10 protein-coding genes and 1 tRNA gene are annotated in these 13,209 nt (G+C 61.0%); 3 read left to right on the forward strand and 8 right to left on the reverse strand.

Translation table 11 applies throughout. The features are described from left to right. Nucleotides 1-99 precede the first annotated feature (99 nt). Nucleotides 100-1,122: a DNA topoisomerase IB gene (locus ABD653_RS04720; RefSeq protein ID WP_160780099.1), complete on the reverse strand. Its 1,023-nt coding sequence runs from the start codon at nucleotides 1,120-1,122 to the stop codon at nucleotides 100-102. A 174-nt stretch (nucleotides 1,123-1,296) separates the two neighbouring features. Here ABD653_RS04720 and yghU point away from each other — a divergent pair, with 174 nt between their 5' ends. The 3 genes from yghU to ABD653_RS04735 all read left to right on the forward strand — a co-directional run bounded on the left by yghU (nucleotide 1,297) and on the right by ABD653_RS04735 (nucleotide 3,720). Further along, on the forward strand, nucleotides 1,297-2,145 hold the full coding sequence (gene yghU / locus ABD653_RS04725) for a glutathione-dependent disulfide-bond oxidoreductase (protein ID WP_160780100.1): 849 nt from the start codon (nucleotides 1,297-1,299) through the stop codon (nucleotides 2,143-2,145). Between the two features lie 69 nt (nucleotides 2,146-2,214). Further along, entirely contained in the window at nucleotides 2,215-3,597 is a 1,383-nt protein-coding gene (locus tag ABD653_RS04730; RefSeq protein WP_160780101.1) for an MFS transporter, read from the forward strand. 48 nt (nucleotides 3,598-3,645) lie between these two features. Further along, nucleotides 3,646-3,720, forward strand: a tRNA-Gln gene (locus ABD653_RS04735). A 12-nt stretch (nucleotides 3,721-3,732) separates the two neighbouring features. On the opposite strand, the gene ABD653_RS04740 is transcribed toward ABD653_RS04735, so the two are convergent. From ABD653_RS04740 to ABD653_RS04770, 7 genes are all read right to left on the reverse strand, one after another. Next, entirely contained in the window at nucleotides 3,733-4,488 is a 756-nt protein-coding gene (locus tag ABD653_RS04740; RefSeq protein ID WP_234032210.1) for a retropepsin-like aspartic protease family protein, read from the reverse strand. A 10-nt stretch (nucleotides 4,489-4,498) separates the two neighbouring features. Next, nucleotides 4,499-5,431, reverse strand: a complete 933-nt coding sequence (locus ABD653_RS04745) for an NAD(P)/FAD-dependent oxidoreductase (protein WP_160780102.1) — start codon at nucleotides 5,429-5,431, stop codon at nucleotides 4,499-4,501. 4 nt (nucleotides 5,432-5,435) lie between these two features. Then, nucleotides 5,436-6,374: a DUF5996 family protein gene (locus tag ABD653_RS04750; RefSeq protein ID WP_160780103.1), complete on the reverse strand. Its 939-nt coding sequence runs from the start codon at nucleotides 6,372-6,374 to the stop codon at nucleotides 5,436-5,438. Continuing rightward, nucleotides 6,371-7,357 (reverse strand): L-histidine N(alpha)-methyltransferase, encoded by a 987-nt coding sequence (egtD, locus tag ABD653_RS04755; protein ID WP_160780104.1) that lies wholly within the window; start codon nucleotides 7,355-7,357, stop codon nucleotides 6,371-6,373. The genes ABD653_RS04750 and egtD overlap by 4 nt, the downstream gene beginning before the upstream one ends. Continuing rightward, complete coding sequence (gene egtB / locus ABD653_RS04760; RefSeq protein ID WP_160780105.1) at nucleotides 7,357-8,613, reverse strand: ergothioneine biosynthesis protein EgtB; 1,257 nt, start codon at nucleotides 8,611-8,613, stop codon at nucleotides 7,357-7,359. Before egtB ends, egtD begins: the two co-directional genes overlap by 1 nt. A 120-nt stretch (nucleotides 8,614-8,733) precedes the next feature. Beyond that, a complete protein-coding gene (locus ABD653_RS04765; protein ID WP_160780106.1) occupies nucleotides 8,734-10,110 on the reverse strand; it encodes a class II 3-deoxy-7-phosphoheptulonate synthase in 1,377 nt (458 codons plus the stop codon). Between the two features lie 93 nt (nucleotides 10,111-10,203). After that, nucleotides 10,204-13,140, reverse strand: coding sequence for a M16 family metallopeptidase (locus ABD653_RS04770; RefSeq protein ID WP_160780497.1), 2,937 nt, complete (start codon nucleotides 13,138-13,140; stop codon nucleotides 10,204-10,206). Nucleotides 13,141-13,209: the final 69 nt, after the last annotated feature.

Consider the following 13,209-nt stretch of genomic DNA (forward strand, 5'->3'; position numbering starts at 1 on the left):
CCAAATTCCTGCGCCGAAAGCGGCGGATCGTGAGCTTCACGCCATTGCCTGATCTTTTGCCCGGCCAGATGCATTGCACGTCAGTATCCCAAGAGGATACTAAGCTGCAAGCAATTCCTGCGCCGGCGGGGCTTGTTGCAAAAGGGAGATCAGCCCGCGTTCGTGTCGGGTCAGATATTTGGTCGCACGGGGTAAGTCCAACGCTGCGCGCCATTCCTCCCAGCCGCCATCGCGTGACAGGATATCGATCACCGCCGGATGGATATAGCTGTTGCGGGCAACCGCCGGGGTGTTGCCTAGCTTGTCTGACACTTCTTCGAGCACAGCACTGATCGTAGGCCGGTCGGTCGAATCCGCGAGCATGGTGTAAGCCAAGACGGAGGCATGCCAGGTGCGGAAGTTCTTGGCTGAAAAATCTTCCCCCATAGCATCTCGCAGATAGCCGTTCACGTCGCTGCTATCGAGCCGCTGGCGCTGCCCACCGCCATCGTAGTATTGGAACAGATGCTTCCCGGGCACGTCGCGCGCGTCCTCGACAGCGCGAGCCAACTCCTCGTCGACCAGCGTTACCGAGCGGTCTTTCCCGCCCTTGCCGGTAAATTCGACCGTAACTGTGCTGCCATCGATTTCGGCGTGGCGATCGCGCAATGTCGAAGCACCATAGCTCTGGTTGCGTTTCTTGTAGGCTTCGTTCCCGATCCGCAGGTGCCCCATATCGAGCAGCCGCACCACGGCGGCCAGAATCCTAGAGCGGGTCGGTTCCTCGCCCACGATATCGCGTTCTACGCGTTGGCGTATCAAAGGCAGAAATTCCCCGAAAGCCAGGCATTGGTCGAACTTCTCGCCCTCTCTCATGGTGCGAAATTCAGGATGATACCGGTATTGCTTGCGGCCCTTGTCATCATAGCCGGTGGCAAGGATGTGGCCATTGGGCGCTGGGCAAAACCATGCATCGACATAAGCTGGGGGCAAGGCGATTGCATTCAGGCGGGCCTTCTCCTCCCGATCTTTGATCAAGCGCCCTGCCGGATCGTAATAGGCAAAACCGCGACCGGCGCCTTTGCGTGAAATGCCGGGAAGGTTGTCGTCGACAAATATGAGTTCTGATGATCCGCTTGCCATGGATAACAAACCGCAGCAGGCCCCAAGCGGTTCCGGCGGCTGGTCGCAAAGTCCGGGACACGATGCGAAGCTTGGGCACTAGGATTGAAAGCAAATCCTGCTGCTGCCGCACTTGTCACATCGTGCTGTCCGCCCAATTGAAAGCACACGTCACTAGCGACAGGAGATCAACCGATGGCCGACCCTACTTACACTCCGCCCGAAGTCTGGACCAATGACACCGAAAACGGCGGACGGTTCGCCAGCATTAATCGCCCTACAGCCGGTGCGCGCGAACAGAAGGATCTGCCAGTCGGTGAGCACCCCTACCAACTCTATTCCCTCGCCACCCCGAACGGGGTGAAAGCCAACATCATCCTCGAGGAGCTGATCGAGGCGGGGCATGACCTCGATTATGATGCCTGGGTCATCAACATCGGTGACGGCACCCAGTTCACCAGTGGCTTCGTCGATATCAATCCCAATTCCAAGATTCCGGCCCTGCTCGATCGCAGCGGCGATACGCCGGTGCGCGTGTTCGAAAGCGGCGCGATCCTGATGCATCTGGCAGAGAAATACGGCGCTTTTCTTGGCTCGGCCGAAATCCGCGCGGAGATGCTCAGCTGGCTGTTCTGGCAAGTTGGAAGCGCGCCCTTCATTGGCGGCGGCTTTGGCCATTTCTACGCCTATGCGCCCGAGAAATACGAATATCCGATCAACCGCTACGCGATGGAAACAAAGCGGCTGTTCGATGTCGCCGACAAGCGCCTGGCCGAAACGCAATTCCTTGCCGGTAACGAATATACGATTGCCGACATGGCCACCTATCCGTGGCTTGCCCCTTTCGTGTTCGGCGTGATCTATGAAGAGGCCAAGACGTTCCTCTCGATCAACGAATACGAGAATGTCGCGCGCTGGGTGCACGAGATCTCGGAACGCCCTGCGGTCAAGCGGGCACGGATGGTCAACAAGGTGTGGGGAGAGGAAAACACCCAGGTTCCCAATCGTCATTCCGCCGCTGATTTCGAAGGTAAGGATATTTAGCGCCGCACGAGCGTTATCCGCGCACATGTCGATCAATTGTGGTCGGCTGTGCGCACTTCGGAGAGCGTCTTGGCCCGGCAGTCGGACGAGAAAATCGGGTTACGCGAGAAGGTCGGATACGGCGTGGGCGACCTCGCTTCCGGGCTCTATCTCAACTTCTTCGGCGTTTTCCTGTTTTATTATTTCGTCGATCTGGGCAGCGTCGCGCCAGCGGCAATCGCGCTGATGCTGCTCCTGTCCAAGCTGGTCGACGCCTTCACCGATCCGATGATGGGTGCCATTGCCGATCGAACCCGCACGCGCTGGGGCCGTTATCGCCCCTATTTGCTATTCGGGGCCTTGCCCTTCGGCCTGTTCGGCGCGGCGGTTTTCCTGTTCCCTGACATGGCACCGGGGCCAATGCTGGTTTACGCCTATGTGACTTACGGGCTGGCGATGCTCGCTTACACCGCCGTGAATGTACCCTATGGCGGACTCTTGGGGACAATATCGCCGTCGGCAAGCGAACGTTCGAGCGTCACAGCCTATCGCATGTTCTTCTCTGCGCTGAGCGGAATCCTTCTCGGTCTTCTCGGCACCACGCTTATCCGCGAGCTGGGCGGAGGTGACGAGGCGCGCGGCATATTGCTCACCATGACCTGTATCGCGTTGTTCGGCACATTCTGCATCTGGATCAGCTTCGCCACGACCAAAGAACGGATCCCGCCAACCGAGAGCCACGGCAGCATCTGGGGCGATGTCCGGGTCTTGGTGCGCACAGGGCCCTGGCTGGCGGTTGCTGCTGCAGCGATCCTTGGCGTTCTTGCCATCGCTGCACGCTTCGCCAGCGCAAAGTTCTTCTTCAAGTATGTCGCAGGTGATGACGGGACGCCTGTGTTTGCTTTTCTCGATCGCCTTGGCCTGTTCCTGACCGCGCTTGCGATCGGACAGATAAGTGGAGTGGTCCTCGGCAATTATCTTCGTCATGGCCTCGAAAAACGAACGATCATCATCCTGGGCGGCGCCCTGAAGTGCTCCGGCATCCTGCTGTTCTACATTCTGCCGCTCGATGCCGTTTGGCCGCAGACGCTGATCCAGCTGTTAATCGGCGTCGGCTTTGGACTTTTGATGGTGATGAGTTTTTCCATGTTCACCGACATCGCCGAGTATGTTGACTGGAAGAGTGGGTTGCAGATGACGGGGCTGGTCGTCGCCGCTTCGGTGTTCGCGGTGAAAGTAGGTGTGGGCCTCGGTTCGGCCGTACCAGGCTTCGTTATGGAGTTGACCGGCTTTGATGCGAGTGCTCCGACGCAGAGCGAAAGCGCTTTGGTCGGTATCCAGCTGGCCTTCGCCTTGATACCCGCCGCCGCCCTTGCTCCGGCGATTGTCGCGATCAGCTTCTACAGGCTCGACCGGGCGCGAATTTCACAGGTTGAAGCAGAGCTTTCCAGCCGCCGTCTCGCAAACTCCTGAATCGCCCTTCCCTTATCGAAAGAACGCGTTATAGAGCGCGCCCAGTGCTGGGGTGTGGCCAAGTGGTAAGGCACCGGTTTTTGGTATCGGCATTCGCAGGTTCGATCCCTGCCACCCCAGCCACTTTTCCCGATCCTAATGCTCAGCCGAAACGTCCGGCCCGGACAGGTCCAGCGACGGTTCCGGATTGTTGGGGACCAGCACCAGCACCCCGTTTTGCACTTTCCATTCGGCCAGTCGGCTGAGCAGGTTCATGCCGATCACATTGGTTTCGCCCAAATTGGGCGCGATGACCGCATCGAGGCCACGCGCGGCGACATTGCCGAAGCGCATTTCATCGATCGTCGTCATGGCAACACGGATGGTGCCGTTGGCGGTGCTCATGCTGACCGGCAGCCTGTCCCGACGCGGCTCGATCCCCGCCTTCTGCGCGGTTTCAGAGGATAACGCAGTCAGTGTCGCGCCAGTATCGACCAGGAAATTTGCCCGGGTGCCGTTGATTTCCGCCTGCAGCCAATAGTGCCCATCCGCGGCCAGCGGCACGCGCGTCTCGCCGCCCTCGACCACTTGCTGGGGCAAACCGATTTCGGCCACTGCCAGATCAAAGCGCGGATCGAGCCGGGCAACCTGCAGCACCACGGTCAGCAACACACCGACCAGCACCAGCGTGCTCGCACCGCGCACCAGCCTGCCCAACGGGACACTGCGGCGGATCATCATCCCGCCGACCCAGCCCACCAGCATGGCGAGCAGCGCCAGCATCAGCAGGCCCGTTTGCGGGATTTCCGCAACCCGCTGGGCGACAGCATCGAAACCCGTCTTGATGATTTCCATATCGTTCTGGTTTGCGCTCACTCGATCCATATAGGCAGCGCTGCGTGGCAAATCCATGAACGGGCGCTCAACCGGGTATCAGGTCCGCCAGTTCGCGGCCCGAGATCCATGCATTCTCCACCCGTGGGCCGCCCAGCCAATCGCCGCAAACACCCAGCCCGGCGTCTGCATCCCACAGTGCAGCCGGGCCATCGGCTTTGCCCACCATAGCAAAGCGCCAGCGATGCGCTGCGCTATGAACCGGCTCTGTAGCCTCCGCTCCGGTCTCTTCGAAAAGCTGCGCCAAAAGCATCGGCGCAACATCCTGCGGAGCAAGCTCCAGATACGTGCGGGACCATTCGGGCGAGGCATGGACAACCCAGTTCTCCCCGTCACCACGCCCGGGCTTGGACGCGTTTCGTGCGGCCCAGCTGATGGCACTGCCCCGGAATATATCGGGCAGATCGAGCCGCCCGGCGAAGCGGAGCATCAGCGCCCAGCATGGTTGCGATTCCACGGCGGCAGCCTGTGCCGCAAATTCCGGAGCAACGGGTTGGAGCAACTGCGCGGCCTGCTCGGCAGGGATGGCGCACACGATCGTGTCGAAGCGGTGCAAGGTCTCGCCCGCGCGTACGACCCAACCGTCGCCATCGCGCGTGATGCTGTCGACGCGCGCGCCCCAATGCACCTCAAGACCGTCTGCCATATGCCGGATCGGGCCATTCATGCCTGGCGTGCCGACCACCGCGTCGTCTCCTGCGGCCGACCAGTCCGCCACTGCGCCCGCCTCCCGCCAGCCCCGCACTGCCGCGATAAAGCGCGGATCACGCACAGTGAAATACTGCGCGCCATGGTCGAACCGGATGGTTGCCCCATCCACTTCGGCACGGCGCGTCGCCATCCGCCCGCCCGGCCCGCGTCCTTTGTCGAACACGGTCACAGAAAGGCCGCGCGCCGCCAATGCGGTCGCACAAGAAAGGCCGGCCATACCGGCACCGACAATGGCGATAGAGGATGTCATTTGGTCAGCTTTCAAAATTCTGTGCGGGCTCGCCCACGCAGGCACGCGCCGTCACCAAATCGCTTGGCCAACCGGCAAGTCCTGCCGCAGCATCATAGGATGTTTCGAGAAAGCCGAGCAAGCATTCTTGGGGATCTGCGCTGCTTGCAACCGCGGCATAGGGAAGAACAAATTCACCCAAATCCTTGTGCCAATACGCATTGCGGGGAGTGACCGGGCTCGCTGCCAAATCCTCAGGGGAAGGATAGGCATAGGCATAAAAGGCTGCCTCATCCACGCCGCCTCCTCCGAGCCAGAAGCCCGCACTGATCACTTCATGGCTATACGCCTCGCGAGTTACGCGGTCAGGCAAATTCGGAAATCCGCCGGGATGTAATGGCGCTCGGCGGCCGGAGAAGCGCGTAACTGCGAGATCGAAACTGCCCCAGAACAGATGGCTGGGAGAGGATTTTCCGAGATAGGCAGCTCTGAAGCGGGTGAATACAGCATCGACAGACCGGAAAGCAGCGTGGGCGCGCCGGATTACATCGGGGTCCCATGACCGGTCCCGCATATCTTGCGAAAATGCGATCACTTCGGGCAATTCGTTAGGCGCACCGAAGAGGGGCGCAGGCAGCCCCATGTGATTCAGCCCGTCAGACAATTGCCCATGAAGTTCTGCGACACTCTGGCCAGTAAGAGCGATCGTGGTCGCCTCGCCGCTGTCGCAACCGATAACAATGCGCGAGCCATGGCAATCGAATTCCACGGCAAAACTCTTGCCGTTTGCCTCCATGGTCCGGGTCGCGAAACCGCGCGGCGTTACCCGAAGCGCTACATGCCATCCGTGATTGATCCAGGGATGCAAGCGCGTCGGGAGCTTGCCGATCAGCTGCAAATAGAGATGCGCAGATTCGTAGACCGGTTGCTCGGTAGAAAAATCGAGGTGCGGCCAAGCGCTCACGGCGCACTTCTTGGTATCGATGCTTCAGCAAGGATCAGGCTGAATTGCTCCCCGCTATCGAGCCAGCGCGCGACCGGAGTCCAGCCGCCCGCCAGCAACAGGGTGCTGGAACTGCGACGGGTGAATTTGTGGCTGTTCTCGGTATGGATGGTTTCGCCATGCGCCATCACAAAGGTTTGCCCGGCGACTTCGAAGCTTAGGGCTGACTGCGCGACGAGATGCATTTCGATCCGGGCGAAATCATCGTTCCAGCGGGCCTCGTGGCGCAGCTGGTCCACCGGAATAGAGCCCGCCAATTCACGGTTGATCCGGCGCGCGAGGTTGAGGTTGAATTCTGCCGTTACGCCCTTGGCATCATCATAGGCAGCCTCCAGCACGGTTGGCTCTTTCACCAGGTCCATCCCGATCAGCAATTTCGAACCTTCGCCAAGCGTCTCGCGCATGGTGCGCAGCAGATCTGTCGCCGTGCGCGGAACCATATTGCCGATTGTCGAGCCGGGGAAAAAGCCGAGATTGGGCATGCTTGCAATGGCGTCGGGCAATTCCACCCGGCGCATAAAATCAGCCTCCACCGGATGGACCGGTAGGCCTAGAAACTTAGCCGACAGATCGGCAGCGGCCGCACGCAGGAAATCGCCCGAAATATCGAGCGGCACGTAAGCTGCCGGATCGATTGCGGTCAGCAGGAGCGGCGTTTTGACCGAACTGCCACTGCCGAATTCCACCACCGCACGCCCGGGACCGATCGCCTCGGCAAAGGCGCTGCCCTGAGCGCGCAAGATTTCGGTCTCGGCACGGGTCGGATAATACTCCTCGACCTGGGTAATATCCTCGAACAGGCCGGATCCCGCATCGTCATACAGCCAGCGCGCAGGGATAGCCTTCTGGTCTTCTGACAAGCCCTGCAACACGTCGGACCGGAAGGCGCGATCGACGCCGTCATCATCGAGATCGACCAGCCGCAGGTCGTTATTGGAAGGCATCAGATATCCTTGGCGAGCCGCAGGCCAGTGAACTGCCAGCGCTGGTGAGGGTAAAAGAAGTTGCGATAGGACGCCCGCGAATGGCCGCGCGATGTCGCACAACTTGCGCCTTTGAGCACAAACTGTCCGCTCATGAATTTGCCGTTATATTCGCCGACTGCGCCGCTGGCGGGCTCAAATCGTGGATAGGGCAGATAGGCGGAGCGGGTGAATTGCCAGCAATCCCCGAACAGACTGGTACCGCCAGTGGGATGGACCGACCCCGCTGTGTCGATCTGATTGCCACCAGCCGGATCATGCGCGGGCGCATCGTCGGAATGCTGTCCACGGGCAATCGCTTCCCATTCGAATTCACTGGGCAGACGTGCTCCGGCCCAAGTCGCAATGGCATCTGCTTCGAAATAGGAAATATGCGTGGCGGGTGCATTCGGATCACGATCCTGCCAACCTTGCAAAGTGAAGTGCTGCCCTTCGCGCCAATAGCCTGGCGACCGGATGCTGTTTTCTTTCACCCAGGCCCAGCCATCCGACAGCCAGAGAGACGCGGTTTCGTAGCCACCATCAGCGATAAACGCATCCCATTCGCGATTGGTCACCAGCGTATCGGCAAGCGCGAAGGGTTCGAGCAGCACGCGGTGGCGCGGCCCTTCGCAATCGAAGGCAAAGCCCTCTCCGTCATGACCGATCAGGGCAATGCCGCCGGGATGTTCATGCCAGCTTCGCTCCGCCGCATGCGCCATGGCAGGCGCCCCGTCCCACATCGCAGGGCCGAGCGGGTTCTGGAACAGCCCATGCTTGATATCGGTCAGCAGCAGTTCCTGGTGCTGCTGTTCATGCGCGAGGCCCAGCTCGACCAGTGGCCGCAAGTCCGGATCTGCCAGCAGCGGCTGCATCGCCGCATCGACATGGGCACGCCATTCGAGGATCTGCGCCATTGTCGGCCGTGACAGCATCCCGCGCGAGAAGCGGGCAATGCGTGCGCCCTCTGCCTCGTAATAAGAATTGAACAGGAACGGCCACTGCTCGTCGAACAGCTGATATCCCGGCGCATGATCACGCAGCAGGAATGTTTCCCAGAACCACGTTACATGAGCCAGATGCCACTTGGCGGGAGAGGCATCTTCCATTGACTGGATGGTGGCGTCGCTCTCGCTCAGGGGCGCCGCCAACCCCTCGGTCAGCGCACGCGTCTGGCGGAAACTTCCAACAAGATCGGGCTCGCTCTGCGCCTGACTGCGCAGCTGTTCCTGAGCCATGGTAGGGTCTCCCTCGGCGACCGGTCCAAGGCCGCTATGAAGGAACACTGTGACAATTGAAAGGCTTAGGCGGAAATCACCTGCCTCGTGTTTGCAACGCTGCGTCGGAGAAAGGCCAGATCATGCCGCGTTCGCGGCGCGCTGATCCTTCGCGGCCAATTGCAGCATCTCTGCAATCAGGAACGCCAGCTCGATCGATTGCGCCGCGTTGAGCCGCGGATCACAATGCGTGTGATAGCGATCGTTCAGGCCTTCATCGGTAATCGCCACGGCTCCGCCGACGCATTCGGTCACATCCTGTCCGGTCATTTCCAGATGGACGCCGCCCGGATGGGTCCCTTCCGCCCGGTGGACCGCGAAGAAGCCACGCACCTCGGCAGTGATCCGGTCAAACGGGCGCGTCTTGTAGCCGCTATCTGCCTTGATCACATTGCCGTGCATGGGGTCACAGCTCCACACCACGGGATGCCCTTCCCGCTCCACTGCACGGACGAGGCGCGGCAGCCCGGCTTCGACCTTGTCATGGCCAAAACGGCTGATCAGTGTGATCCGGCCCGGTTCCCGCGCAGGGTTAAGCTCATCGAGCAATTTGACCAGCACATCCGGTTCCAGGCTCGGCCCGCATTTGATGCCGAGCGGATTGCCAATGCCGCGCGCAAACTCGATATGGGCGCTACCATCAAAGCGGGTGCGATCCCCGATCCAGACCATGTGTGCGCTGGTGTCATACCAGTCGCCGGTCAGCGAATCCTGCCGTGTCATCGCTTGCTCGTAAGGAAGCAGCAAAGCCTCGTGGCTGGTGTAGAAGCTGGTGCCCTGCAATTGCGGGACAGTGCCGGGATCAACCCCGCAGGCTTCCATGAAATCGAGCGCTTCACCGATCCGGTCGGCGGTCTCGGCAAACTTGTCGGCCCACGGGCTGCGGCCCATGAAATCCAGCGTCCACTGGTGCACCTGCCGCAAATTCGCATAGCCGCCACCGGCAAAGGCGCGCAGCAGGTTGAGCGTGGCCGCCGCTTGCGAATAGGCCTTCACCATGCGTTCGGGATCGTTGCGGCGCTGAACCGGATCGAATTCGATCCCGTTGACATTATCGCCAAAATAACTCGGCAAAGTGACCGAGCCCTGCGTTTCGGTGTCGGAGCTGCGCGGCTTGGCAAACTGCCCCGCCATCCGGCCCACTTTGACCACCGGCAGCTTGCCCGCGAACGTCATCACGACTGCCATTTGCAGGATCACGCGGAATGTATCGCGGATATTGTTGGGGTGAAATTCAGCAAAGCTCTCGGCGCAATCGCCGCCTTGCAACAGGAAGGCCCGCCCGCCGGCAACCTCGGCCAGATCGGCCTTCAGCGCGCGCGCTTCACCTGCAAACACCAGCGGCGGATAGGCAGCCAGCTTCTCCTCCGCCGCGACCAGCGCAGCAGGGTCCTCATAGCGCGGCAAATGCCTTGCTTCGTGCGCTTTCCAGCTATCGGGTTTCCAGTCGCGAGCCATAATACCTGTCTTTCAGCAATTCAGCAGGCGACAATACGGGGTCCTGTCCCTTGTTCGCAAGCGCAATAAAGCTTGGGCGTACCCAAGATCGGGTCAGCGCCCCACCGCCTGCGCCCGGAAAGTGCTCACTTTTGCAAGCTCCTGCCCCTCCGGAATGACAGCAAGGCGATATCCGGGCCGCGAGGCGAGATAGCGTCGCGCCAGCGCCTGCATCGCTTCGGGCGTGGTTTGCGAATAATCGTTGAGCAAGGAACGGATCACAGCCACACGACGGGAATCGTAGGTTGCCCCCTCGAGTTGGAACATCCAGAAACCGTTCCCGGTCGACGCGCGACTGATCAATTGGCGCAGCGGCTCGGTCACACGATTAAGTTCGTCCGCGCTCGGCGGATTGTTGGCAATGTCACTCGCAATCGATTCGGCCGCCGCGAAGAAGGTCGGCACATCCTCCGGCTTGAGCTGCGCAAAGGCGGTGATCGTGCCGCCCTCTTCCAGGTCAACCGGCCAGTCCGAACTCACTTGCGGAGCGTAACTTGCCCCCGCCCGTTCGCGCATTTCGTCCATCAGCCGGTTCATGAATAGCTGGGTGAGGATTTCGATCTGACGCGACTCGCGGATATTGGCGACCCCTCCGCCACTCGGCCACGAGATGACAGCGGCAGCCTGATTGGCATCACCCCGATGCTTCAGAACTGTGGTATCGCCTGCCGACGGAAAGCCCGGCGTGCGACTGGCGGCTTCGGCCGGGATTGGTGAGCGTTCCGGCAAGGCACCAAAGGTCTTGCGCAAGGCCTCCAGGGTCTCGTCACGATTGAACTCGCCAAAGATCATGACCTCGACCGGCCCTTGCGCCAGCAAAGGCTCCCACACTTCGCGGAAACCTTCGGGTGTGGTTTGGGCCATCATTTCGGGCGTCGGTGTGGCGAAGCGTGGATCGCGATCACGCAACAGATAATCCAGATCACGCGACAACAGGCCGCCCGGGCTGGTGGCATAGCTTTCATAGGCCAACCTTGACGCTGCCTGGGCGCGGATAATCGGGTTCGGATCCCAGCGCGGCATGCCAAGCTTTGCGGCAAACAGGTAAAGCTGGTCGGCAAGGTCGGATCCCCGGGTCTGCGCTTCGAACGTAAAGACGGCATCGTCGATCTTGAAATCGAAGCCGAGCTTGCGGCCCGTGGCAATACGGTCGAGCTCTTCCTGGCCGAGTTCCCCGACTCCCGAGCCGACCAGTGCCATTTCGCCCAGCAGGACATACGGCGCGTCCCGGTCGCCGAAGCCGCGATAACCACTACCGAAGCGGACTTTCACAGCGACCCGGCCTGGCTCTGCATCATTGGGCCACAGCATCGCGCGAACACCATTGGCAAATTGCACCTGCTCGATCCCGAGGATGCCCAGCGGCCCGCTCTGCGCGACTACGCCCGGTTCACCAATCGGCGGCAGGTCTTCAAACGAGATGTTGCTGGCGGCCAGACGTGCGCTGGAATCCGCAGTAACCGGCTCCAGCAGAGCGGTCCGCAAGTCGTCTTCGCCCGCTTCGCCAGTGGATGGCGTGACGTAGACCGAGCGAATAACATCGCCTTCAAACAGAGCGCGCGTGCGCGCCAGGATCGCGGCAGGGGTGACCCGTTCCTGCATATTGCGGAACACGTCCAGCACCGTTTCGGGCGCGGCGGTGGTTTCGCGAATATCGACGGCATCGACCAGATTGTCGGCCAGGCGTGCCCCGGGCGCAACCGGCGCTTCATCGACCGAGGCTTTGAATGCGACATCGAATTCGGCGACTTCGCGCGCGATTTCTTCAGCGGTCGGCGGGCTCGACAAGGCATCTGCGATCACACTGCGCACATCTTTCAAGGCGGCTTGCCAATCATCCGTCAGCGGAGCGAAATTGACGAAGGTCGCGTCGGCACTGCGGCTGACATCGTCTTGTTGAACCTGCGCGTAAAGGAAGCTGCCGCCGCCGCGTGCGCGCTTTTCCAGACGTCGGTTGATCAGCGCCTGTGACAGCGCATCCATCAACAGGCCTTCATTGTAGACGATCGTGTCTTGCACAGGCCGCCAGGGGCGCATGATGGCATAAGTATAGCTGCGCGGCAGATCGGGTTCGATCAGCACTGCTGTCTCGCCCACCGGATTGGCGGCGTCAGCGCCCGCTGGGGCAACCGGATCGCCAAAGTCAGGTGCTTCCGCGCCCTCGCCTTGCCCCTGCCAATCGTTGAAATATTCCTCGATCAGGCGCGCAAATTCGACCGGATCGGCGTCTCCGGCCACAACGATCACCGCGTTTTCAGGCCGGTACCAGCGTTTGTGGAAGGCATCGACCGCATCGGCCTTGGCCCCGCTCAACGTTTCGACCGTCCCAATCGGGGAGCGTTCCGCCAATCGCTGGCCTGCGAACAAGGTCGCGCGGCGCGCATCGCCGACCCGCTGGGCTGGCCCGCCCCGCTCGCGCTTCTCCGCCATCACGATCGGCACTTCGGCGGCCAGATTGGCGTCATTGATCACCGGTTCACGGACCATGCCCGAGAGCAGCTTGAAGCTCTCTTCCAGCTTGGCCGGGTTCGCTTCGGGCAGGTCCAGCTTGTACACCGTCTGGGTCGGGCTGGTCACTGCGTTTGTATCGCTGCCAAAAGTCGCGCCCAGCCGTTGCCAGGTTGGGATTGCCTGGGCCGGGCCGAGATATTTGCTTTCGCGGAACAACAGATGCTCCAGCAAATGGGCAAAGCCGCGTTCCTCATCCCGTTCGTGCAGCGAGCCCGCATCGATCCTGATGCGGATCGAGACCTGTTCCGGCGGCACCCCGTTGCGGCGCACAGCATAGCGCAGCCCATTGTCGAGCTCGCCAAACAGCCAGGCCCGGTCAACCGGGACATTGCTTCCCTCATAAAGCCACGGCGTTTCTTCCTCGCTTTGCAGCGAAGCTGGCCGTTCCTCGGCCACATCCTGCGCCGGAAGCGGATGGGCCAGCAGGGCAAGCGGAAGGAACAGCGCGAAGTGCCGGGCGGCACGCGGGAAAATGATCATGGCCACGACTATAGAGAGACTATCGGTGAAGGGACAGTGAATAGCTTGTCGCACCCGCAAACCCTCCCT

Origin of the sequence: Parerythrobacter jejuensis (assembly GCF_039536765.1) — a bacterium.
GTDB classification, from domain to species: Bacteria; Pseudomonadota; Alphaproteobacteria; order Sphingomonadales; family Sphingomonadaceae; genus Parerythrobacter; species Parerythrobacter jejuensis.

Coding starts and splice junctions, on each gene's coding strand:
- ABD653_RS04720 (WP_160780099.1), bottom strand. CDS start 1,122: ATGGCAAGCGGATCATCAGAACTCATATTTGTCGACGACAACCTTCCC.
- yghU (WP_160780100.1), top strand. CDS start 1,297: ATGGCCGACCCTACTTACACTCCGCCCGAAGTCTGGACCAATGACACC.
- ABD653_RS04740 (WP_234032210.1), bottom strand. CDS start 4,488: ATGGATTTGCCACGCAGCGCTGCCTATATGGATCGAGTGAGCGCAAAC.
- ABD653_RS04745 (WP_160780102.1), bottom strand. CDS start 5,431: ATGACATCCTCTATCGCCATTGTCGGTGCCGGTATGGCCGGCCTTTCT.
- egtD (WP_160780104.1), bottom strand. CDS start 7,357: ATGCCTTCCAATAACGACCTGCGGCTGGTCGATCTCGATGATGACGGC.
- egtB (WP_160780105.1), bottom strand. CDS start 8,613: ATGGCTCAGGAACAGCTGCGCAGTCAGGCGCAGAGCGAGCCCGATCTT.
- ABD653_RS04765 (WP_160780106.1), bottom strand. CDS start 10,110: ATGGCTCGCGACTGGAAACCCGATAGCTGGAAAGCGCACGAAGCAAGG.
- ABD653_RS04770 (WP_160780497.1), bottom strand. CDS start 13,140: ATGATCATTTTCCCGCGTGCCGCCCGGCACTTCGCGCTGTTCCTTCCG.